This is a genomic window from Streptococcus uberis (genome assembly GCF_900475595.1).
Lineage (GTDB): Bacteria > Bacillota > Bacilli > Lactobacillales > Streptococcaceae > Streptococcus > Streptococcus uberis.
In genome coordinates, this window is sequence record NZ_LS483397.1 from 1,478,659 (window position 1) to 1,500,526 (window position 21,868).

19 protein-coding genes, 1 tRNA gene and 1 rRNA gene are annotated in these 21,868 nt (G+C 37.2%); 2 read left to right on the top strand and 19 right to left on the bottom strand.

Going from position 1 to position 21,868, the window contains the following annotated elements:
• Positions 1–10: 10 nt before the first annotated feature.
• From DQM95_RS07595 to DQM95_RS07615, 5 genes are all read right to left on the bottom strand, one after another.
• Positions 11–83 (bottom strand) — tRNA-Ala (locus tag DQM95_RS07595).
• Between the two features lie 73 nt (positions 84–156).
• A 16S ribosomal RNA gene (locus DQM95_RS07600) occupies positions 157–1,705 on the bottom strand.
• 342 nt (positions 1,706–2,047) lie between these two features.
• On the bottom strand, positions 2,048–2,596 hold the full coding sequence (gene hpf, locus DQM95_RS07605) for a ribosome hibernation-promoting factor, HPF/YfiA family (protein WP_037593419.1): 549 nt from the start codon (positions 2,594–2,596) through the stop codon (positions 2,048–2,050).
• Between the two features lie 75 nt (positions 2,597–2,671).
• The gene (locus DQM95_RS07610; protein WP_037593420.1) at positions 2,672–3,346 is read right to left on the bottom strand and encodes a ComF family protein; all 675 of its coding nucleotides are present in this window, start codon (positions 3,344–3,346) and stop codon (positions 2,672–2,674) included.
• A complete protein-coding gene (locus DQM95_RS07615; RefSeq protein ID WP_037593421.1) occupies positions 3,336–4,637 on the bottom strand; it encodes a DEAD/DEAH box helicase in 1,302 nt (433 codons plus the stop codon). The genes DQM95_RS07610 and DQM95_RS07615 overlap by 11 nt, the downstream gene beginning before the upstream one ends.
• Before the next feature lie 56 nt (positions 4,638–4,693).
• Between DQM95_RS07615 and DQM95_RS07620 the strand changes: the two genes are divergently transcribed.
• The gene (locus tag DQM95_RS07620; RefSeq protein ID WP_015911698.1) at positions 4,694–5,323 is read left to right on the top strand and encodes a YigZ family protein; all 630 of its coding nucleotides are present in this window, start codon (positions 4,694–4,696) and stop codon (positions 5,321–5,323) included.
• 108 nt (positions 5,324–5,431) lie between these two features.
• Positions 5,432–6,364: a cysteine synthase A gene (gene cysK / locus DQM95_RS07625; RefSeq protein ID WP_037593422.1), complete on the top strand. Its 933-nt coding sequence runs from the start codon at positions 5,432–5,434 to the stop codon at positions 6,362–6,364.
• Between the two features lie 14 nt (positions 6,365–6,378).
• Here the strand turns inward: cysK and DQM95_RS07630 are convergent, their stop codons facing one another.
• The 14 genes from DQM95_RS07630 to DQM95_RS07695 form a co-directional block, all read right to left on the bottom strand.
• Positions 6,379–6,735 (bottom strand): S1 RNA-binding domain-containing protein, encoded by a 357-nt coding sequence (locus tag DQM95_RS07630; RefSeq protein WP_015911700.1) that lies wholly within the window; start codon positions 6,733–6,735, stop codon positions 6,379–6,381.
• Entirely contained in the window at positions 6,735–8,135 is a 1,401-nt protein-coding gene (locus tag DQM95_RS07635) for a bifunctional Cof-type HAD-IIB family hydrolase/peptidylprolyl isomerase (protein WP_037593423.1), read from the bottom strand. Before DQM95_RS07635 ends, DQM95_RS07630 begins: the two co-directional genes overlap by 1 nt.
• 33 nt (positions 8,136–8,168) lie before the next feature.
• Complete coding sequence (locus DQM95_RS07640; RefSeq protein ID WP_015911702.1) at positions 8,169–8,810, bottom strand: response regulator transcription factor; 642 nt, start codon at positions 8,808–8,810, stop codon at positions 8,169–8,171.
• Entirely contained in the window at positions 8,803–9,807 is a 1,005-nt protein-coding gene (locus DQM95_RS07645; RefSeq protein ID WP_037593424.1) for an envelope stress sensor histidine kinase LiaS, read from the bottom strand. The genes DQM95_RS07640 and DQM95_RS07645 overlap by 8 nt, the downstream gene beginning before the upstream one ends.
• Complete coding sequence (gene liaF / locus DQM95_RS07650) at positions 9,804–10,499, bottom strand: cell wall-active antibiotics response protein LiaF (protein WP_037593426.1); 696 nt, start codon at positions 10,497–10,499, stop codon at positions 9,804–9,806. The genes DQM95_RS07645 and liaF overlap by 4 nt, the downstream gene beginning before the upstream one ends.
• 117 nt (positions 10,500–10,616) lie before the next feature.
• Positions 10,617–12,503: a Stk1 family PASTA domain-containing Ser/Thr kinase gene (gene pknB / locus DQM95_RS07655; RefSeq protein WP_037593427.1), complete on the bottom strand. Its 1,887-nt coding sequence runs from the start codon at positions 12,501–12,503 to the stop codon at positions 10,617–10,619.
• Positions 12,500–13,240 carry a Stp1/IreP family PP2C-type Ser/Thr phosphatase gene (locus DQM95_RS07660; protein ID WP_015911706.1) on the bottom strand — a complete coding sequence of 247 codons (741 nt, stop codon included), beginning with the start codon at positions 13,238–13,240 and terminating at the stop codon, positions 12,500–12,502. The genes pknB and DQM95_RS07660 overlap by 4 nt, the downstream gene beginning before the upstream one ends.
• Positions 13,241–13,277: 37 nt before the next feature.
• Positions 13,278–14,600, bottom strand: coding sequence for a 16S rRNA (cytosine(967)-C(5))-methyltransferase RsmB (rsmB, locus tag DQM95_RS07665; protein WP_037593430.1), 1,323 nt, complete (start codon positions 14,598–14,600; stop codon positions 13,278–13,280).
• A complete protein-coding gene (fmt, locus tag DQM95_RS07670) occupies positions 14,590–15,525 on the bottom strand; it encodes a methionyl-tRNA formyltransferase (RefSeq protein ID WP_015911708.1) in 936 nt (311 codons plus the stop codon). Before fmt ends, rsmB begins: the two co-directional genes overlap by 11 nt.
• 68 nt (positions 15,526–15,593) lie before the next feature.
• Positions 15,594–17,981: a primosomal protein N' gene (locus tag DQM95_RS07675; RefSeq protein ID WP_037593431.1), complete on the bottom strand. Its 2,388-nt coding sequence runs from the start codon at positions 17,979–17,981 to the stop codon at positions 15,594–15,596.
• Between the two features lie 69 nt (positions 17,982–18,050).
• Positions 18,051–18,368, bottom strand: a complete 318-nt coding sequence (gene rpoZ, locus DQM95_RS07680) for a DNA-directed RNA polymerase subunit omega (RefSeq protein WP_015911710.1) — start codon at positions 18,366–18,368, stop codon at positions 18,051–18,053.
• A gap of 22 nt (positions 18,369–18,390) precedes the next feature.
• Complete coding sequence (gene gmk, locus DQM95_RS07685; RefSeq protein ID WP_037593433.1) at positions 18,391–19,017, bottom strand: guanylate kinase; 627 nt, start codon at positions 19,015–19,017, stop codon at positions 18,391–18,393.
• 115 nt (positions 19,018–19,132) lie between these two features.
• Positions 19,133–20,740: a ribonuclease Y gene (locus tag DQM95_RS07690; RefSeq protein ID WP_037593434.1), complete on the bottom strand. Its 1,608-nt coding sequence runs from the start codon at positions 20,738–20,740 to the stop codon at positions 19,133–19,135.
• Positions 20,741–20,862: 122 nt separating this feature from the next.
• The gene (locus DQM95_RS07695; protein WP_037593435.1) at positions 20,863–21,759 is read right to left on the bottom strand and encodes a LysR family transcriptional regulator; all 897 of its coding nucleotides are present in this window, start codon (positions 21,757–21,759) and stop codon (positions 20,863–20,865) included.
• Between the last annotated feature and the right edge of the window lie 109 nt (positions 21,760–21,868).

Consider the following 21,868-nt stretch of genomic DNA (forward strand, 5'->3'; position numbering starts at 1 on the left):
CTGTATCCTATGGAGCCTAGCGGGATCGAACCGCTGACCTCCTGCGTGCAAAGCAGGCGCTCTCCCAGCTGAGCTAAGGCCCCACAGTTTGTCTCTGCGTCTTGCAAGACCTCTCAAAACTAAATAAGACTTAACCAACGTGTTCCTTATCCTTAGAAAGGAGGTGATCCAGCCGCACCTTCCGATACGGCTACCTTGTTACGACTTCACCCCAATCATCTATCCCACCTTAGGCGGCTGGCTCCTAAAAGGTTACCTCACCGACTTCGGGTGTTACAAACTCTCGTGGTGTGACGGGCGGTGTGTACAAGGCCCGGGAACGTATTCACCGCGGCGTGCTGATCCGCGATTACTAGCGATTCCGACTTCATGTAGGCGAGTTGCAGCCTACAATCCGAACTGAGATTGGCTTTAAGAGATTAGCTTGCCGTCACCGGCTTGCGACTCGTTGTACCAACCATTGTAGCACGTGTGTAGCCCAGGTCATAAGGGGCATGATGATTTGACGTCATCCCCACCTTCCTCCGGTTTATTACCGGCAGTCTCGCTAGAGTGCCCAACTTAATGATGGCAACTAACAATAGGGGTTGCGCTCGTTGCGGGACTTAACCCAACATCTCACGACACGAGCTGACGACAACCATGCACCACCTGTCACCGATGTACCGAAGTAAAGCTCTATCTCTAGAGCGGGCATCGGGATGTCAAGACCTGGTAAGGTTCTTCGCGTTGCTTCGAATTAAACCACATGCTCCACCGCTTGTGCGGGCCCCCGTCAATTCCTTTGAGTTTCAACCTTGCGGTCGTACTCCCCAGGCGGAGTGCTTAATGCGTTAGCTCCGGCACTAAGCCCCGGAAAGGGCCTAACACCTAGCACTCATCGTTTACGGCGTGGACTACCAGGGTATCTAATCCTGTTTGCTCCCCACGCTTTCGAGCCTCAGCGTCAGTTACAGACCAGAGAGCCGCTTTCGCCACCGGTGTTCCTCCATATATCTACGCATTTCACCGCTACACATGGAATTCCACTCTCCCCTTCTGCACTCAAGTTTGACAGTTTCCAAAGCGAACTATGGTTAAGCCACAGCCTTTAACTTCAGACTTATCAAACCGCCTGCGCTCGCTTTACGCCCAATAAATCCGGACAACGCTCGGGACCTACGTATTACCGCGGCTGCTGGCACGTAGTTAGCCGTCCCTTTCTGGTTAGTTACCGTCACGTAATGGATTTTCCACTCCCATTACCGTTCTTCTCTAACAACAGAGCTTTACGATCCGAAAACCTTCTTCACTCACGCGGCGTTGCTCGGTCAGGGTTCCCCCCATTGCCGAAGATTCCCTACTGCTGCCTCCCGTAGGAGTCTGGGCCGTGTCTCAGTCCCAGTGTGGCCGATCACCCTCTCAGGTCGGCTATGTATCGTCGCCTTGGTAAGCCGTTACCTTACCAACTAGCTAATACAACGCAGGTCCATCTCATAGTGAAGCATTTGCCCCTTTTAAATAGGGTACATGTGTACCCTATTGTCATGCGGTATTAGCTATCGTTTCCAATAGTTATCCCCCGCTATGAGGTAGGTTACCTACGCGTTACTCACCCGTTCGCAACTCCTTAGACCAGTGCAAGCACCAGTCCTCAGCGTTCTACTTGCATGTATTAGGCACGCCGCCAGCGTTCGTCCTGAGCCAGGATCAAACTCTCATTTTAGTTTGAACTTACTCGTTCGTTTCTGTCGCTGACAGATTTATTGTGTTTCTTAATTGACAGGTAATATGCGCTAACATATCACCCTCACGTTTGGTTTCTTTGTCTTATTCAGTTCTCAAAGGTCTTTGGTCTCTTGCGAGACAACTATTATATTCTATCAGGTCAAATAGTTCTTGTCAACAACTTTTTAAATTTTCTTTTCTTTTTCAGAAAAGCTATTAATTGACAACTTCACTAGTATATATTAAAGAGAAAATACTGTCAATAATCTTTTACTATTTTTTCAAAAAAAATCCCCTATATAACCATACATGTTATATAGGGGCTATTCAATTAGTTATTTTATTTTGCTTCAATAAGACCTAAATCTCCATCTTCACGACGGTATAACACATTTGTCTCGCCATCTTCTGAATCAGTATAGATAAAGAAATCGTGTCCTAGAAGTTCCATTTGAAGTCGTGCTTCTTCAACATCCATCGGTTTAAGAGTGACATTTTTTGTACGAACAACTTTAACTTCTGATCCTTCTTCGACTTCTTCTGTTTCAAATTCACTTCTGAAAACTTGACCCGTCGGAACTTTTTCACGATGTTTTTTGGCTATTTTTGTCTTATTTTTACGTATTTGTCTTTCAATTTTATCAACAACTAAATCAATAGAACCATACATATCTTGAGAAACATCTTCTGCTCTTAATATCATTGAACCAAGAATAATAGTAACTTCTACTTTCGCAGTTTTCTCACGATAAACTTTTAAATTGACACGAGTATCTATTTCATTATCTTCAACAAAATATTTTTCAATTTTTGCTAATTTTGCTTCCACATAATCGCGAATAGCTTCGGTTACTTCGATATTTTCTCCACGAATACTGAATTTAATCATAAGATACCTCTTTTCTTGCGCTTGAAGCGCTTTCCTTACTATTATTATACCGTTTTCATGAAAATTTGCAAGTTTTTATCGTGCAATACTGATGCTTTTTATCTTTTGACAACCAGCTTTTTCTAGTAAGGAATAAATATGATAAATCGTACTACCTGTAGTATAGATATCGTCAACAATTAAAATGTTTTCTGGAATGGTTTTCTCAATTTTATTTAAGTAGAAGGGATTTTCGCTTTGTTCTCTTTCACGTTTATTGAGGTGTGAGTGTCTTTTCCCTTCTCTTTTTAATACAAGATCGGTGTAAGTAAGTTTTTCAGACTTTAAGATTTCCTCTACCTGATTATACCCTCTTTCATAGTATCTCTTTTGACTAATTGGAACTGGAACAAGTACATAACCTTTATAGTCATTCTTGATTATTTTAGCTATTTTTTTGGAAAAGACTGACTTCAAGATATAATCACCTTGAAACTTGTATTTTGCGAAATAGTCTTTCATTTTGTCATTATAAACATACAAAGCTCTATGGTTGACTTGGTAACCTTTTTCAGACCATTTTAGACAATCATGACAAATTGATTCTTCACCAACTTTATAGCATCTTGGACAAAATTGTGATTTGATTGGTTGTAGTGCCCATTCACAATCCTTACAAAGTAAGAATTCCTTTTGTTGAAAACATAAGATTTCCAAAAGACTTAGTTCTTGTTCTATCCATTGGTTACAAATAAGACAGCTATTGTCCATATGCCTCCCTATTCATCCTGATAATTTCTTTTTTGGCTTTTAACATATCTATGCTAATTCCTTGATGTAAGAAAAATAGCTGCCCCGTTGGGCGATCAAGAGATCTTCCAACGCGTCCCGAAATTTGTATAAGGCTAGACGCATTAAATAATTTGTGATGAGACAAAAGCACAAACACATCTACACCTGGAAAGGTTACGCCTCTTTCTAGGATTGTTGTCGTGATTAAAATAGATATTTCTGATTTCCTAAATTGTTCAATTATCTGCTTTCTATGATCGGATTGACTTGAAACATAGGCAATCTTTTCATTCCTCAGTTTAGTTGCTAATAAACGAAAAAACTCCTCACCCTTATCTATAATGGGATGAAAAATTAATAGTGGGTAATTTGTTTTTCTTTGCCTTCGAATCATGTTCAATAACGGAATAGGGAGACGCTTTTTTTGTAATGATTCTTCCAAATTAAGGATAAGTTTAAATTTAGGGACAATCAAGGGTTGATTATGGAATCGTCTAGGTAATGTTAGTTTCTCAATATCACCTCTTTTCACTTTCAAATCAAGCTCTTTAGTCGAGGTAGCCGTAAGATAAAGGATTTCACCCTCCTCTTTTAAAGCTGAAGTAACAGCCCGACTCAAGATGCTATTCCCCACGAACGGGAATGAATCAACTTCATCAATAACCATTAAATCAAAGGCCCGATAAAACTTTAACAACTGATGCGTCGTAGCAACGATTAAGGGACTTTTGTGATAGACTTCTGATTCTCCATGCATCAGCGTAATTGGACAGGTAAAATCATTTTTTAAGCGACCGTACAGTTCAATACAAACATCAATACGCGGACTAGCTATACAAACCCATTTTCCTTCATTAAGATAAGAAGTTATTAATCCATAAATCATCTCCGTTTTGCCTGCACCAGTAACAGCATGCACCAGTCGCTTTTGTTTTTTCTTTGATTCTGAGACAAGCTGACGCGATATTTTTTCTTGAAATGGTGTTAATTGTCCCATCCACTTTAGAGCCTGAGTGTTAGGAAATGGCCTAGCCGGAAAAGTATAAAGGTGAGAATGACTCTCATTTCGACCGAAAATAATACATTCCCTACAATAGTAGTGACCATTAGGTAACTTGTTTTTATTTGAAACAGGCATATGACATCTGCCACAAAACCACTTAGAACCCTCTTTGTACATACTATCTTGAACACTTGCATACTGCAATAACTGTTTTGGAACTTGGTAAGGAGTGAAGCGACGACCATCGTAAACATTTAATTCATCCATATCTATATATACGAAAAATTTTGCTAAAATATAAAATTTTCGGTAAAATTTTTGTTATGGAATCCTATAAAACAATTAAAACAAACGGCCAATCCGAAGATATCATTAAAAAATCTCGCTTTATTTGCGATATTTTTCGAATCCAAAGCGAAGAAGAAGGCAAAGAACTCCTTTCATCTATAAAAAAAGCACATGCTAAAGCAAACCATTCTTGTTCAGCAATGATAATTGGTGAACAATCGCAAATCAAACGTTCAAGCGATGACGGCGAACCTTCTGGCACAGCTGGCATTCCTATTTTATCTGTTCTCGAAAAGCAAGAACTAACCCAAATACTTGTAGTCGTAACACGTTATTTCGGTGGTATCAAACTAGGTACTGGTGGTCTGATTAGAGCATACTCATCCGTAGCAGCAAATGCGATCAAAAAACTTCAAATCGTGGAAGTAAAGGAACAAGTAGGCATCCAAGTAACCTTAACCTATTCACAATATCAAAGTTTCCCCAACTTTTTACAAGAGCATGACCTAAGTGAACACGAGACTAGCTTTTCTGAGCATATTAGCACAAATCTATATTGTGATCCTGATAAAAAAAATGAGCTCATAGAACACTTAGTCAATTTTTATCAAGGTAAGATAACTTATAGTGATCTGCCTAGCAGAATTATTGAGGTTCCTCTTTAGGCCAATGATAAGCCTTTCCTATCACGCCAATAAGATTAAACTATTTTACTTTTTCATCTTAAGAGACTATACTAAACTTGAAAACTATAGCTGACTTAAGGGGGGAATATGATATACAATAACATCACTGATTTAGTTGGGAAAACACCCATCATCAAACTAAACAACTTGACAGATAAGAATGCTGCAACTGTCTACGTCAAATTGGAATCCTTTAATCCAGGTTCAAGTGTCAAAGACCGTATCGCACTCGCAATGATTGAAGCAGCAGAGAAAGAAGGTAAAATTAAACCTGGCGATACCATCATCGAACCAACAAGTGGAAATACAGGTATTGGATTAGCTTGGGTTGGAGCTGCTAAAGGCTACAAAGTCATCATTGTAATGCCAGAAACCATGAGCCAAGAAAGACGCCAGTTAATCCAAGCTTATGGCGCTGACCTAGTCTTGACACCTGGTAGTGAGGGGATGAAGGGGGCCATTGCCAAGGCTGAAGCCTTAGCAAAAGAAATTGGAGGATGGGTACCTTTACAGTTTAGTAACCCTGCCAATCCAAAAATCCATGAAGAAACTACTGGTCAGGAAATCCTGGAGGCCTTCGAAGGTATTGGTTTAGATGCATTTGTAGCCGGTGTAGGAACTGGTGGAACAATCACAGGTGTCTCTCATGCACTGAAAAAACATTTACCACATCTTGAGGTTTATGCTGTTGAAGCTGATGAATCTGCTATCTTATCTGGTGAAAAACCAGGACCTCATAAAATTCAAGGCATCTCTGCTGGATTTATTCCTGATACTCTAGATACTTCTGCTTATGATCATATCATTCGCGTCTCTTCTACCAACGCTTTGAAAACAGGACGACTTGTTGGTGGAAAAGAAGGTTTCCTTGTTGGTATTTCTGCTGGGGCAGCAATCTATGCCGCAATAGAATTAGCCAACGAATTAGGGGCCGGAAAAAATGTGTTAGCACTTTTACCAGATAATGGTGAACGTTATTTATCAACTGACTTATATCAATTTGATAACAAAAAAGCTTAAAGGATAATTATCCTTTAAGCTTTTTTAAATGTCTCCAGACCTTCTTGTATCCAAATTGGCAATTGTTCCTCTAAGGGTTTAAAGCCAATTTTTAATTTACTATTCGAAAAACGATGTCTATGTGATGTTTGTTGCTTCTCTGCTTCAAGAGTTCTCAGTGAAAGACTTGCTTTTTGATTATATTCATCATAATCCACAACTTGCACTAAGACTTTTTGACCGACTTTTAAGAGGTTATTGATATTATCAACATAGCCTGTTTTTATTTCTGAGATGTGAATAAGTCCTGTCGTATTATTTTCTAGGGCAACAAAAGCACCATACGTTTTAATCCCAGTTATTGTGCCATGTAACTTGTCGCCAATTTTCATTAATCAATCACCTCAATGGTTTCAATGACAACATCTTCTTTTGGCTTATCTTGTGGCCCAGTTTCAACTGAAGCAATCTGATCAAGCACTACAAAAGAAGCTTCATCTAACAATTGACCAAAAACGGTATGTCTTCTATCTAAATGTGGTGTGCCACCATTTTCAGCATAAGAGGCTGCTATAGGACTTGGCCAACCACCACGTTCTAATTCTTTCTTAGCATATGGTATTTTGGAGTTTTGAACAATAAAGAACTGACTTCCATTGGTATTCGGACCTGCATTTGCCATTGAAAGTGCTCCTCGCAAGTTGTATAGTTCTTCAGAAAATTCATCTTCAAAACTGTCACCGTAAATAGATTGTCCACCCATTCCAGTACCTGTAGGATCTCCGCCTTGAATCATAAATTCTGGAATGATACGGTGGAAAATAATACCATCATAATAGCCCTCTTTGGCTAATCCAATAAAGTTAGCAACTGTTTTTGGAGCTTGTTCTGGAAAAAGTTGAAGTGTCATTTGACCATGATTGGTTTTTATAATGGCTTTTGGTCCTTCAGCATTTTCTAATTGTAATTGTGGGAATTGTAACTCTTTTTCAATCAATCCTAGTTCCTCTAAGGCATATTGAATGCCATCTTCTTCTACTTTTTTTGTGATAAAATCTGCTTTTTCTTTTGTTAAGGGGTGAGAAATTTCCATGGCTACACTGATGCCAGCATAATCAAATAATTCTAAATCATTACGTTCATCCCCAAAGACTAGAATATTTTCAGGTTTCAGCCCCAAGTGTTCTACTACTTTAGAAACTCCCAAGGCTTTAGATGTCCCTTTCAAGACGACATCTGATGAATTATCATGCCATCTGACTAATCGTAGATGCTCAGCTAAATCATCAGGTAACTGTAAAGCATCCCCTTTTTCTTCGAAAGTCCACATTTGATAGATATCATGTTTTTCATTGTAATTTGGGTCAACTTCTAGACCTTCATAAACATGATCAATGGTGTTGCTCACCAAGTCATTTCTTACTGAAAGAACTGCTTCATGGCGACCAGCCATTCCATAGTGGATACCAACAGCGTCAGCCCATTCCTTATACCTGACAACAATTTCGTCTGGAATTGGCGCTTGGAAAATGATGTTTTTCTGATTATCTTTCGCATAAGCACCATTTAACTTTACGCAATAATCAGCGTTTAAATCTTGAACTTCTTTTGGAACACCATAACGCGCTCTTCCTGAAGCTATGCCTGTCAATATCCCTTTTTCTTTTAATTTTGCAAAAACGGTTTTGATCGATTCTGGCATATAGCCTGTGTCTTTTACGCGTAAGGTATCATCTATGTCAAAGAAAACCATTTTGATTTTTTTGGCTTTATATTTTAATTTTGCGTCCATTTTAACCTCCACTTGATAGCTAATATTATACCATTAATTATCATCTTGTGGCACTAAGTGGTGTCTGAAAGCATAGACGACTGCTTGTGTTCGATCGTCGACTTCTAATTTGGACAAGATATTGGAGACGTGTGTTTTGACTGTTTTTAATGATATAAACAGTTCATCAGCAATGGTTTGATTATCATAACCCTTTGCTAACAGGTAGAGAATATCATACTCTCTTGCAGTTAATTCATCATGTAAATTTGGTTTTCTGTCATGAGCCTTTATTTTCTTGTCGACTTCTGTCTCAATAGCTAGCTGACCTTTAGCAACTTTTTGAATAGCATTTAATATTTCAGCGGCACTTGATGTTTTCAACATATAACCCTTGGCTCCCGCATCAATGACAGGGTATATTTTTTCATTATCAAGGTATGACGTCAAGACTAAGATTTTAGCCTCAGGCCACTCTTTTAATATTTCTAAGGTTGCTTCAACACCACCTAATTCTGGCATGACCAGATCCATGACTAAAACATCTGGCTTTAGCTCTAATGCCAGTTCGATTCCCTGTCTTCCATTGGATGCTTCAGCAATGACTTCAACATCTTTTTGCATGTTCAGGAAACTTTTTAAACCTAACCGAACCATCTCATGATCATCAACAAGTATCACTTTTATTTTATCCATTGCTTTCCTCCGACATTATAGGTAATCGAATATCCATCGAAACTCCTTTTCCCTTTTGGCTAATTAAGTTAAACGTCCCAGCTAAGTCATCTACACGATCTCCAATATTTTTAAGACCATAACTTAAATCTCTAACTTCATCCATGTCAAAGCCAACACCATTATCAATCATTTTGAGTTGCACTTCGTTTTTTGTTTGTTTCAAGTATACTTCCAATTGACTTGCTTTGGCATGTTTTAAGGTATTACTGATGAATTCTTGTGCTATTCTAAAGAGATTGTCTTCAACTGCTTTAGGTAGTTTACTGATATTCTCCTTATAAATAACCTCAATATCACTTTTATCTGTCAACTCTTTTAGAATCATATCAATACCTTCTCGTAGTGTTCTATTCGCTAACTCTGTTGGACGTAAGTGTAGTAATAAAACACGAAGGTCTTTTTGAGCATTCTGTAACATAGCTTCTACGGTTAGGATTTGATTGTTCAACTCCTCTTTTTCTAAATGATCCAGACTCATTGAAATACCTGATAAAATCATAGAGGATGCAAAAAGCTCCTGACTCACGGTATCATGTAGGTCTCTGGCAATTCGTTTTCGTTCGCGTTGAACAATTTTTTGGGTATCTAAAATATAAGCACTTTCTTTTTTTTGAAGACTGTTCGTCATATGAAACATCTTTTTAGAAAGCCTTATTAAATTAATATTTAATTCAGAGGTCTCTTCCAGTTTTATTGGTTGATTATTTAAGATTCTACGTAAATTTTGATTAATGCCTCGTTTGCTAATATCTTCTAGTAATATCCACAATAAAAGTAACAAAAGGGTAACTGAGACAATCAATAACAGTATCGAAAAAAACAGTTTTTCAAAGCGCCAAAGATTTAATTTCAAATACTGAAAATCAATCCCTAAATTGTCCATAACGACAAAGACAATAGATAAGATTGTGATAGTCGAATATAACCAAACAAGGAGATAATAATGTTTTTTCATCTTCGTACTACCTCAACATTTCCAGCAATCGTATTCACTATGATTTTTACTTTTTTATGAGCATCACAGGATCCTTCATAACCTAACTTGATTGACTCATTCCGTAAATCATATTCTTGGCAACCTAAGAAAACAACAGATGCATAGATTGAAGAGACATCTAATTGAGCCGAGACATCAATAGGTATAACAACTTTTGTATTTCCAAAGATTTTCCGTATGATAATGACATTATCCTGTCCCGTCACAATAACATTACTCAGATCAATGGTATCATTCCCACTAATTCTGATAATATTAATGTCATCGAATGCATAATAATCACTTTCATAGGCAGCAGCCCCAATCCACTGGTGTTTTGTTTTTTTGACATCAATACCTTCTTGACTAAATCGAATCAGAGCGAAGCGATTCTTTTTTTTCACTTGTGAGAAATGATTGATAAAAACGTAAATAATGGCAAAAAGAACTGCTAAAATGATGTAGGGATTCAACATAAAAATGAGAAACAGCAACAATAAACAAACGGTCAGTATAAAATTATTGCGATCATCCCGATTGTAAAAGCGTAAGGCCGATAAAATAATAACAACAATAAAAATAAAGCTAGCAACATCATTTGCTAGTATGGTCATTATTCCCATTGCCAATAAGATACATTCGACCAATAAAAAAAATTGAAATTTTTTCATGCGACTCCTTCCACTATTCCCTTGTCATTTTATCAGAAAAAACTAAAAAATTCATCCTATAAAACAAATAAAAACCACCACTAAAGCATCTTATTACTTTAATAGTGGTTTACTTTTTTATGGATTGTGATTTGGATCAAGTCCCGCATTTGTCGAAGAAGAAGAACTTGATGGTGTTGTTTCTGAAGAAATTCCTGAATCATATGTCGATGAACTACTAGAAGATGAAACTTCACTTGAACTTGATGGTGTTGAGCTGTTCGACGTTTCTGTAGCGGCATATAATCCTAAACTAATTTCACTAGAATCAGAAAGAGAAATGCTTGAATAAGCGTAAGGGGTTTGCTCTGAGACAATCATGGATTTCTTTTCACCACTTGAACCATTAGTATAGTAAGTCTTGATCCGGTTTGTGTTAATGCCTAAAGCAGTCAATTCGTTTAATGCTTCTTGGTAAGTATATCCTGTTAAATCTGGCATTGTAACAGTTCCACTTGATGCCACACTTAAGGTAATTTTTGACTTACCATCCGGATTGAATTTTTCACCTTTATCCGGCGTTTGGCTAATAACTGTATCTGCTTGATAGTCATTTGTGTTGATTCGTTTAATTTTGATTTTAGAACGAGAAACACCATAAGTAGTCATCAGATTAGAAATAACATCTTGGTAATTTTGTCCTGTGTAATCTTCCATGACAAAACCTTTTTTCCCTGATGATACAAATATATCAATAGTGGCTCCTTCACGTTTTGCTGTACCAGCACTAGGATCTGTTTTAACAACATGACCTACCGCAACAGTTCCACTTTCTATTTTTTTGATATCTCCAACTTTAAATCCCATTGTTTTCAATTCAGCTTTAGCGACAGATAAAGTTGAACCATTTAAATTAGGAACTTTGACCGTTGATGGTTTCGTCAAAATAAGGAAGGTAAAGATTGCCACACCTACGACAAAGAGGGCAAAGAGAATTTTGAATAAAGTGCCTAAAAAACGACCTCGTTTTCTCTCTTTTTGTGGTTTTTGCAAGTAGTCTTGTTTTGCAGGCTCATTTGCCTTAGTTGCTGAAACTGTTGGAGATGATTTAGGGGTTACATTTGGTGTTGGAGAAACTTTTGGTAATGGCTTTGTACTGTCGCCATCCTCAAACACTAATTTTTTCTCACGGCTTCTATTATAGCTTAGAGCCGTCATTAAATCCCTGCTCATGTCAAATGTCGAAGCATAGCGATCACTTAGCTTCTTAGCTGTAGCTTTTATGACCACATTTTCCAAAGCTTGTGGCACCATTTTATTTTCATCTAAAATAGATGGTAATGGTTTTTGGAAATGTTGTAAAGCAATGGTAACTGCACTATCTCCATCATATGGAATATGTCCAGTCAACATTTCATAAAGCATGATACCCATTGCATATATATCGCTCTGAATAGTCGCTTTTGAGCCACGAGCTTGTTCTGGAGATAAATAATGCACACTTCCTAACATGGAGTTTGTTTGGGTTAAACTCGTTTCAGCAAATGCAACAGCTATACCAAAATCAGTTACTTTAACGACTCCAGATTTGGTTAATAAAATATTTTGAGGTTTTAAGTCCCTATGAACAATGCCCTTTTGGTGAGCAAGTGTCATTGCAGAGAGAACTTCCTCCATAATTCTAACAACTTCGTTGTTAGACAATGGAGCATGATCTTGAATGTATTTTTTCAAGTCTGCACCATCGACGTATTCCATTACTAAAAACTGCTGTCCGTCTTCTTCACCTATATCTCGTATGGCTACAATGTTCGGATGATTTAATTCTGCCATCGCACGCGCTTCTCGTTGAAAACGTGCAACTGCAACCTGATCTGTTTGATAATTTGTACGTAATACCTTAATAGCTACGTCCTCATTATCTAATATCAAGTCATTTGCTAAATAAACATCCGCCATACCACCGCGGCCAATTGATTTTAAGATGCGATAACGACCAGCAAATAATTTGCCAATCTGTATCATTCGGAGTCCTCACTTTCGTAATGAACCAAAGCGATGGTGATATTATCCAAACCTCCTCTAAGGTTAGCTAATTTAACAAGTTCTTCATTCTTTTCGTCTAGACTAATATCACGGGAAAGTATCTCAGCAATTTCTGCATTAGAAACCATATTCGTTAAGCCATCAGAATTGATGACCAAATAGTCATTTTTTTCTAGAACTTTTAGTCCCAAATCAGTTTCTAAAGGAGAAGCTTGACCAATTGATTGGGTGATAATATTTTTTTGAGGATGTCCAGTGGCTTCTTCTTCTGTGATTTGACCAGCTTTGACTAATTCATTGACTAAAGAGTGATCACTAGTTAATAAGGTATATTGGCCATCTTTTACTAATCCTATTCGAGAATCACCAACATGAGCAAAGATAGCATTATTATCAACTAGGACGACAGCTTCAACCGTTGTTCCCATCCCTTTATAATCTTCCTTTTGCCCCATTTCATAGACACGCTTATTTTCAGATTCAATTGTGGTTAACAACCAATCTCTAATCTCACTTAATTCAGTTAATTCTGTTTGAACCCACTCTCTCCCAAGATCAGTTACTGTCATTTCGCTAGCAATATTTCCGGCACGATGCCCCCCCATACCATCAGCTAAGACAACAAGGGTTATTCCCTTTTTATTATCAAATTTATTGATAAAATCTTGATTATTTGAGCGTTTTTGCCCAATATCTGTAATTAATGAAATTTTCATATATGTGTTTCTGACTGAGTCAGTCTCCTTCTAAATACTACAAGACTCTTCTGATTTGAGCGATAAAAAAGCCATCAGTTTGAAATTGCTCAGGGGTAATCACTAAACAACCGTCCTTCACAATTTCAGCTTGTGTATGTTTCAGTTTTATTTGTTCAAAATTAGGATGTTCTTTTAAAAAACGTTTAATAACTTGAACATTTTCTTCATCAAAAATAGTGCAAGTGCTATAGGTTATTATACCACCTTTACGTATTGTTTGACAAACACTAGACAGTATCTCTAATTGAACCGCTTGTAATTGCTTCAAATCTTGCAAATCTTTGTTATATTTTATATCCGGTTTTCGCCTGATTAAGCCAATACCTGAACAGGGGGCATCTACCAAAATCTTATCAAAAGAATCCGGCCCAAAAACCTTATGAACTTGTCGAGCATCCAACAAACGAGTTTCAATTTTTTCGGAAAGTCCTAATCGTTCCGCATTTTCTCTCACTAAATCCAGTTTATGTTCATGAATATCTAAAGCAACAACTTTTCCTGTTTTTAGATATGAAGCCATATGACTCGTTTTGCCACCTGGAGCACTGCAAGCATCTAAAACGATATCGTTTTCTTGAATGGCTAAAGTTGGTGCAACTAGCTGACTACTTTCATCCTGAATAGTAATATCACCCCTTTGAAAAAAGTCATGCAAGGCCATATAACCATTTTCTTTTGTTAACCCACAAGGTGATAAAAGAGACATTTCTGCATCCAAGGCCTCTTTTATGATTTCCATTTTATCAAGATTTATTACACGAAGACTTATTTTACTATTCAGAGACAAGCTTTCCATTATTTTTAATGCTCTTTCTTCTCCAAATTGATCAATTAACTTAATAACTAACCATGTTGGAATGGAGTAAAGAATGGAGTAGCGTTTGTTTTTCCTTTTAATAAGGCTTGGATCCGGTAAAGGGTGGTTCGTTAGTTGTCGCAAAACAGCATTGACAAACTTCTCAGCACCACGGTTATTTCCACGGTTCTTTGCAATATTGACAGCATCGTTTACGATAGCATGTTGCGGAACCTTGTCTAAATAAAGCAATTGATAAAGACTAATCATTAGCAGATAGTAAACCCACTTATCTAAACGATTTCGGTCTTCAATCACGTGTGACAAATGCCATTCCAAAGTTAATTTACGAGAAACAGTCCCATAAACAATTTCGGTAATTAAGGCCTTATCTTTAGCATTTAAAGCTTGGTGGTTTAAGTGTTGATTCAGAGCTAAGTTAGAATAAGCCCCGTTATCAAAAATATCTTCAATTGCCATCAAAGCTTTGCCACGTGCTTCTCGTTTCCAATTATTGGCCAAAATAATCTCCTACTTTAATATCTCTTCCTAAACCATTTAGGTAATCTTTAATCGTCATCTTCGGTTTTCCAGAAGGTTGAACAACTCTCAAAGATACAGCCCCACTTCCTGTTGCAACAATAAGACTATCTTTAGTTTTTTCAATAACTTGACCTGGTGCACCCTGCCCTTCAATCGCCAAAAGTTCATAGATTTTAAAGCGCTCGCCATTGAAATAGGTATGGGCAATAGGCCATGGATTCATCCCTCTTACCTGATTAAAAATGGCTCTAGCAGATTTTGTAAAGTCTAGTTTTTCCTGTTCTGATGTGATATTGGGTGAAAAAGTAGCTTCTGCATGATTTTGTGCAACTGGCTTCAATTGTCCAGATAAGTAGTCTGGTAAAGTCTTGATAAGCAAGTCTCTGCCCAAAATTGCTAATTTATCAAACATGGTTCCCACATTATCATCTTCTAATATCGGTGTTGAAGCTTTAGCAATCATATCTCCTGCGTCCATTTCTTTCACCATTTCCATAATGGTAACACCCGCTTCTTCTTCGCCATTGATGAGAGCGTAATGAATCGGCGCACCACCTCGGTATTTGGGAAGTAAAGAGGCATGGACATTAACAGCAAATGTAACGGAATCCAACAATTTAGTTGGTAAAAATTGACCGAAGGCTGCTGTAACAATACCATCAGCATCCAAAGACATGATACTTTCTAACTCCTGTGACCCAGACAATTTTTCAGGTTGATAAACAGGTATATGATGCTCTAATGCCACTTCTTTTACTGGCGACATCTTAATTTCTTTTTTACGTCCGACTGCTCTATCTGGCTGTGTCACGACAGCTAAGAGTTGATAAGAAGGATTTTCAATCAACCCTTTTAAGACGGTAGCAGAAAAGTCGGGAGTTCCCATAAATATGATTTTTGTCATGATATTCCTCTGTCGTTTTTCATTTTTTTCATTATATCATAGATTAAACAAACAAGACTTTATTAGCATCACATGAAGTGTTGGGGTTCTTGATCAATGATAACTTTCAGCTGTTTTTGACTAGTTTCTTGGCTCCAATCAAGTATTTGATTTAAAGTGGCTTCAAGATGTTCTTCAAAACGATATTTCAATAGAATTTGATAGTGATATAAACTGTGGGTTCTCGAAATAGGTTTGGGTGTTGGTCCTAAGATTTGGATTTTATCACTCAATCCTTCTTTTAAAATGGAAAGAACCTGATAGGATTGTCTCATCACTTCTTGCTCGTCCTTGTGGGATAAGGTTATTCCAACAGTGAAAAAGTACGGCGGATATGCCATTTGATGGCGCATTTTCATCTCATAATGATAAAAAGCTTCGTAGTCTTGTTTTTGTGCTAATTGAATGGCGTAATGCTCTGGATTATAAGTTTGAATCAAAACTTCACCATTTTTCTCAGCCCTACCAGCACGACCTGAGACCTGAGTGAGTAATTGAAAGGTTTTTTCAGAAGATCTAAAGTCTGGTAAATGTAGGGAGGTATCAGCATTCAAAACGCCTACTAAAGTGACATTAGGGAAATCCAAACCTTTAGCAATCATTTGAGTTCCCAATAAAATATCTGCTTCTTGACGACCAAATGTTTCTAATAATTTTTCATGACTACCTTTTTTTCGAGTCGTATCAACATCCATTCTTAGAATTCTAGCTTCTGGAATAACTTCTTTCAGCTCATCATATGCCTTTTGTGTTCCTGTTCCATAGTAACGAATGCTCGAACTTTGACAATTAGGACATTTCCTTGGAATGGCCTTTTGAAAACCACAATAATGACAATTCATCGTTTTCGTATCCATATGCAAAGTCAAGGAAATATCGCAATTAGGGCATTCGTCTACAAAACCACAATCCCGACACATAATAAAACTTGAATAACCTCTCCGATTTAACATTAAAACGACTTGTTCTTTCTTTTGGATCCGATCCCGAATTTTATCAATCAAAAGAGGCGTATAATTACTGACTTCTTGCTTACCAATATAATCTCTAAAATCTACAATCTCTACTTTAGGGATGCGAGCCAAGGGATTTGCTCGTTGACTTAAGCGTAAGAAATGATAGACACCTTTGCTGGCTCTAGCCCGACTTTCGATACTTGGAGTTGCAGACCCTAAAACCAGTACGGCTTTATGGTATTGAGAACGAATTAAAGCAACATCCCTTGCATGATACCTTGGGTTTGACTCTTGTTTGTAAGTCGACTCATGTTCTTCATCAATAATAATGGCTCCAATGTTTTCTAAAGGAGCAAAAATAGCTGATCTTGCACCAACAACAACTTTAGCTCTGCCATCTTTCACCTTCTGCCATTCGTCAAATTTCTCTCCATCGGAAAGGCCTGAATGCATAATGGCCACCATTTTCCCAAAGCGAGAAATAAAACGATTGGTCATTTGAGGCGTTAAGGAAATTTCCGGTACAAGAACAATTGCCGTCTTTCCTTGTTTCAAAACTTGATCAATAATATGCAAATAAACTTCTGTTTTCCCAGATCCTGTTATACCTTCTAAAAGGAAGGGTTTGCTTTCTTGCCCAATTTTTCGGCAAATAGCTTGCGCTGCTTGAGCTTGCTCCTCGTTTAAACTTAAAAATTGACTACTTTCTACCTTGTTAAAATAGGCTTCGCTTCGTTGGACTTGTACCTCATAGATATCCAAAAGTCCCTCGTCAAGAAAATACTTTAGAGTCTCTCTCGAATAATCCTGAAGCAGGTCAGCCACTTTTCCGTCCTTAGCATCTGATAACAAAGCATCTTTCAAAGCCTGCTTTTTCTTTGCCCTAGCTGGAATAAGGTGTTCTTCTAGCCGAACTTTGTTTACTTTATACCATTTTTCCGTTTTAATGTTTTTTCTGTCATTAGCAAGATAAGTCAAGGCTATCTTCTTTTGCTTATGTAAGGAAATGCTTTTCTTGATTTGTTCTTCTGTCAATTGAGAGTAAAGAATTCTTTCTTTTTCACCAAAAATAAAGATTCTTTCATCCTCAGATAATAATGGCGTCGCGCTTAATTCTTTATCATAATTGGAGTTAAGGAGATTAGGAATCATTGCTTTGAGCAGTGAAATTTTGTATGAAAAGACGGTTTTTCGTAATTTATCTGCTAATTGAAGTTGTTCCTTGTTTAGGACTGGTTCGACATCTAAAAGTGAATGGATTTCTTTTAGATGACTTGTTTCATCAGTTTCTGAAAAACCAATAACAAAACCTTGTAGCAGGCGATTCCCATTTCCAAAGGGAACGTGTACTCTTGAACCCAGATTAATAATCTCCTGAAAAAAATCTGGAATGCTATAAGTAAAGGGTTTATCTGTCTGCATTAAAGGGACATCAACAATAATTTGTGCAGTTTTTGGCATTGCGTCCTTCTTTCTATTGACATTTGCTTTGGAAAAGTAACATATGAAAAAACCTAAGATTTAATAACCTTAGATTTTCTCTCCTTCTTCTTCTTTTTCTTTAGCGATTTGTTCTTTTATTTTACGCTCTTCTTCTTCTTTTGCCAAACGATCCGCTTCAATTTTCGCTCTAACAGCCGCACGTTTTGCTGATGGATCTGGGTGAATCACAACATTACCAGATTCTATTTCTTCTAATGCTCGTAAAGTGGATTTAACAGATTTAAAACTTTGTGTCGCTTTCGCGCCTGCTTCTAACTCATGAGCTCTTTTTGCTTGAAGTATCACTAGTGAATACTTTGAAGGCACTTTATCAAGTAAGGTATCAATGGAAGGTTTTAACATCATAATGGTTTACTCTTTTCTATTTTTAACGAATGGGTTTTGTTTGTTTAATCATTTTATCGTAGCGTCCAATGACGCGCTCAACTCGAAAATGTTCTGTTTCGATAATGCGCTTCACACGTTCAGCGGCTAAGGGAACTTGATCATTAACAACCGCATAATCGTATTCGCGCATCATTGCAATTTCTTCTTTAGCTTTTTCAATCCTTTGAGCAATAACTTCTTTGCTATCAGTTCCTCGGCCAACTAATCGATCTTGTAATTCTGCCAAATCTGGAGGTGTTAAAAAGATGAAAACACCATCTGGAACTTTAGATTTTACTTGGAGAGCACCTTGTACCTCAATTTCAAGAAAAACGTCAATGCCTTTATCCAAGGTTTCATTAACATATGATAATGGAGTACCGTAATAGTTCCCTACATATTCAGCATACTCCAACATTTGACCTTGCTTTATTAACTCTTCAAATTCTTCACGTGTCCGGAAGAAATAGTCAACACCATCAACTTCACCTGGCCTCTGTGCCCGTGTTGTCATTGAAACAGAATATTCAAATTTATGATTTGGTGTCGAGAAAATTTCTTTCCTAACCGTCCCTTTACCTACACCTGATGGCCCCGAAAAGACGATCAACAAACCACGTTCAGACATTATACTCTCCTTAATAATTGCTTTCTAATAGTTTAACAAAATCATATCTGTTTTTCAAGATAATATTACAGTTAAGCCTTCTAAGAATCAAAAAAGAGGATAGTATCCTCTTTTCTTATTTGGCATAATCGATTGCTCTCATCTCACGTATTACGGTCACTTTAATATTACCAGGGTAATCTAAATTGTTTTCAATTTTTTCACGTACTTTATGAGACAGGATAACGACTTCATCATCTGAAACTTTTTCCGGTTGCACCATAATGCGAATTTCTCTACCAGCTTGTAAAGCAAAGCTATTTTGAACGCCGTCAAAGCTTGTAGCAATCTCTTCTAAATCACGGAGACGTTTAATGTAATTCTCCATGGATTCATTACGCGCACCAGGTCTAGCTGAACTCAAAGCATCTGCTGCTGCAACAATAACTGCAATGACAGATTCCGGTTCTACATCTCCGTGGTGACTGGCAATCGTGTTGACAACAACTGGATGTTCCTTGTACTTGCGTGCAAATTCCATACCAATTTCGACATGGCTACCTTCAACTTCACGGTCAATGGCTTTACCCATATCATGTAAGAACCCAGCTCGTCTTGCCAAGGCAACATTTTCACCTAGCTCACCTGCAAGAATACCAGCAAGTTTACCAACTTCGACTGAGTGTCGAAGAACATTTTGACCATACGATGTTCTGAATTGCAATCTACCCATAATCTTAATTAAATCGGGATGTAGATTAGGAGCTCCGATTTCATAAGCAGCAGCTTCGCCATACTCACGAATGCGGTTATCCATTTCCAGACGATTCTTTTCGACTAATTCTTCAATTCGAGCAGGATGAATCCTTCCATCTGAAATGAGAGACTCGAGGGTCATTCGGGCAATTTCACGTCGAATTGGATCAAATCCTGATAAAACAACGACTTCTGGTGTATCATCAATGATAACATCAATACCAGTTAAGCTTTCTAAAGTACGAATATTACGACCTTCTCGGCCAATAATACGACCTTTCATATTGTCATCTGGTAAATGGACACTGGTAATGGTTTGCTCTGTGACATACTCGCCTGCCACCCTTTGCATGGCTTGAGATAGCAAATCTTTAGCTGTTTTATTAGCTCGATCTTTGATTTCTCTTTCGGCATCACGAATTCTGCTAGCAATTTCCTGAGTGAGTTTAGTCTCAGTTTCCATCAGAATCACTTCTCTTGCTTCTGCAATGGTCATTGCCGCAACACGTTGTAATTCTTCTTTTTTTACTTCTTCGAGTCGTTCGACTTCTGTTTGACGCTCATCAATATGTTTAGATTTATCGGTCAGACTTTGTTCTTTACTATCTAGAACTTTTTCTTTACTTGTTAAATTCTCATCTTTTCGGTCAAGAGAAAAGGCACGCTCATTAAGTCGTGTTTCTAATTGTTTTAGCTCTTGTCTTTCAGATTTAAATTCTTGCTCAATTTCTTCACGATATTTTCTTGCCTCTTCTTTTGCTTCTAACAGCAGTTCTTTACGATTCGCTTTGCTTTCACGCTCTGCTGATTCTCTAATATGATCAGCTTCAGCAACAGCTTTACCACGAATATTTACCGCATCCTGCTCAGCATTTAAAAGAGTCAAGTCAGCACTTTCTTTCGCTTTTTTTAATTTAAGCGAAATCATTGCATAACCTATGATCAAACCAATGAGGGCACAAACAATTAATAAAATAATATTAATCATCTTTTTACCTCAATTTATAATTAGTTTTCCTTTATAGAAAGCTACATTTAGTTTATCACAAATTAAGCTTTTAGACAATTATGATTCTTAAACTTTGACAGCCTTTTCAATTTTAAAAAAAGTTACTTGATAAAGGATTGAACCAAGGAATCCATGATGTATGCTTCTAAATCAGAATAGTTGTTCTTTTTTAATCGAGTGAGTACAACACGCCAAGAAATTGGGTGTTCCATTGGTATGGAAATAATATTTTTCATAGGGTATAAATCCATGATTGGTTTAGGACATATTGTTAATATCTTATGATTGATCATAGTTGAATTAATCATAAAATCCCAGGAAGCAGATGTCAGAACAATATTGGGTCTCACATGTTTGCGTTCACAAGATTCAAGAACCAAGTGATGAACCATAAAAGATGAGTCAAACAAGGCTATATTTTCCATATTTAAATCTTCCCAGGTTATGACATTTTTTTGAGCTAATTTGTGTTTTGGCGAAAGACAAACACATAATTCGGAACGTTGAATTTCGTTAATTTCTACCAAATTATCTGCAATTCCAGTCGGTGAAAGCAAGACAGCTATGTCAACATTTCCTAATAACAACTCATTTTTTAAATTATAGGCACCTATTTCCTTAATATTAAATTGAATTCCAGGATTTGAAAGAATCATTTCAGGCATCACTTTAGAAAAAACCACAGACAAAATTAAAGGAGGAATTCCTATATTAATGCTACCTTTTGGCGTTTTTGTGACATTATGAAGATTATTAAACATTTGATCATAAGATTCAAGTACTTTTTTGGCATCCTGATAATAGCTTTCTCCTAGATAGGTTAAGCCAGTAATTCTCCCTCTAGTTCTTTTAAAAAGTCTAACATTTTCTCGTTTTTCAAATTCTGTGATCATCATACTTAGTGTGGGTTGCGAAATATATAACATCTCAGCAGCCTGGCTGAGATTAAATTGGCATTCAACTATTGCTAAGAAATATCTAATCTGTTTAATGTCCATTTGACTTACAGTATACCTTTCAATAAAGAATTTAAAACTGATTATGACATAAAAAATCTTAAAAAACTAGCTAGACACTATCAAAAAATTTTATATCCCTATAAAAATT

What these genes read in the sequence shown, in the direction of transcription:
- hpf (WP_037593419.1), bottom strand. Translation starts at nt 2,596, where the DNA reads ATGATTAAATTCAGTATTCGTGGAGAAAATATCGAAGTAACCGAAGCT.
- DQM95_RS07610 (WP_037593420.1), bottom strand. Translation starts at nt 3,346, where the DNA reads ATGGACAATAGCTGTCTTATTTGTAACCAATGGATAGAACAAGAACTA.
- DQM95_RS07615 (WP_037593421.1), bottom strand. Translation starts at nt 4,637, where the DNA reads ATGGATGAATTAAATGTTTACGATGGTCGTCGCTTCACTCCTTACCAA.
- DQM95_RS07620 (WP_015911698.1), top strand. Translation starts at nt 4,694, where the DNA reads ATGGAATCCTATAAAACAATTAAAACAAACGGCCAATCCGAAGATATC.
- cysK (WP_037593422.1), top strand. Translation starts at nt 5,432, where the DNA reads ATGATATACAATAACATCACTGATTTAGTTGGGAAAACACCCATCATC.
- DQM95_RS07630 (WP_015911700.1), bottom strand. Translation starts at nt 6,735, where the DNA reads ATGAAAATTGGCGACAAGTTACATGGCACAATAACTGGGATTAAAACG.
- DQM95_RS07635 (WP_037593423.1), bottom strand. Translation starts at nt 8,135, where the DNA reads ATGGACGCAAAATTAAAATATAAAGCCAAAAAAATCAAAATGGTTTTC.
- DQM95_RS07640 (WP_015911702.1), bottom strand. Translation starts at nt 8,810, where the DNA reads ATGGATAAAATAAAAGTGATACTTGTTGATGATCATGAGATGGTTCGG.
- DQM95_RS07645 (WP_037593424.1), bottom strand. Translation starts at nt 9,807, where the DNA reads ATGAAAAAACATTATTATCTCCTTGTTTGGTTATATTCGACTATCACA.
- liaF (WP_037593426.1), bottom strand. Translation starts at nt 10,499, where the DNA reads ATGAAAAAATTTCAATTTTTTTTATTGGTCGAATGTATCTTATTGGCA.
- pknB (WP_037593427.1), bottom strand. Translation starts at nt 12,503, where the DNA reads ATGATACAGATTGGCAAATTATTTGCTGGTCGTTATCGCATCTTAAAA.
- DQM95_RS07660 (WP_015911706.1), bottom strand. Translation starts at nt 13,240, where the DNA reads ATGAAAATTTCATTAATTACAGATATTGGGCAAAAACGCTCAAATAAT.
- fmt (WP_015911708.1), bottom strand. Translation starts at nt 15,525, where the DNA reads ATGACAAAAATCATATTTATGGGAACTCCCGACTTTTCTGCTACCGTC.
- DQM95_RS07675 (WP_037593431.1), bottom strand. Translation starts at nt 17,981, where the DNA reads ATGCCAAAAACTGCACAAATTATTGTTGATGTCCCTTTAATGCAGACA.
- rpoZ (WP_015911710.1), bottom strand. Translation starts at nt 18,368, where the DNA reads ATGATGTTAAAACCTTCCATTGATACCTTACTTGATAAAGTGCCTTCA.
- gmk (WP_037593433.1), bottom strand. Translation starts at nt 19,017, where the DNA reads ATGTCTGAACGTGGTTTGTTGATCGTCTTTTCGGGGCCATCAGGTGTA.
- DQM95_RS07690 (WP_037593434.1), bottom strand. Translation starts at nt 20,740, where the DNA reads ATGATTAATATTATTTTATTAATTGTTTGTGCCCTCATTGGTTTGATC.
- DQM95_RS07695 (WP_037593435.1), bottom strand. Translation starts at nt 21,759, where the DNA reads ATGGACATTAAACAGATTAGATATTTCTTAGCAATAGTTGAATGCCAA.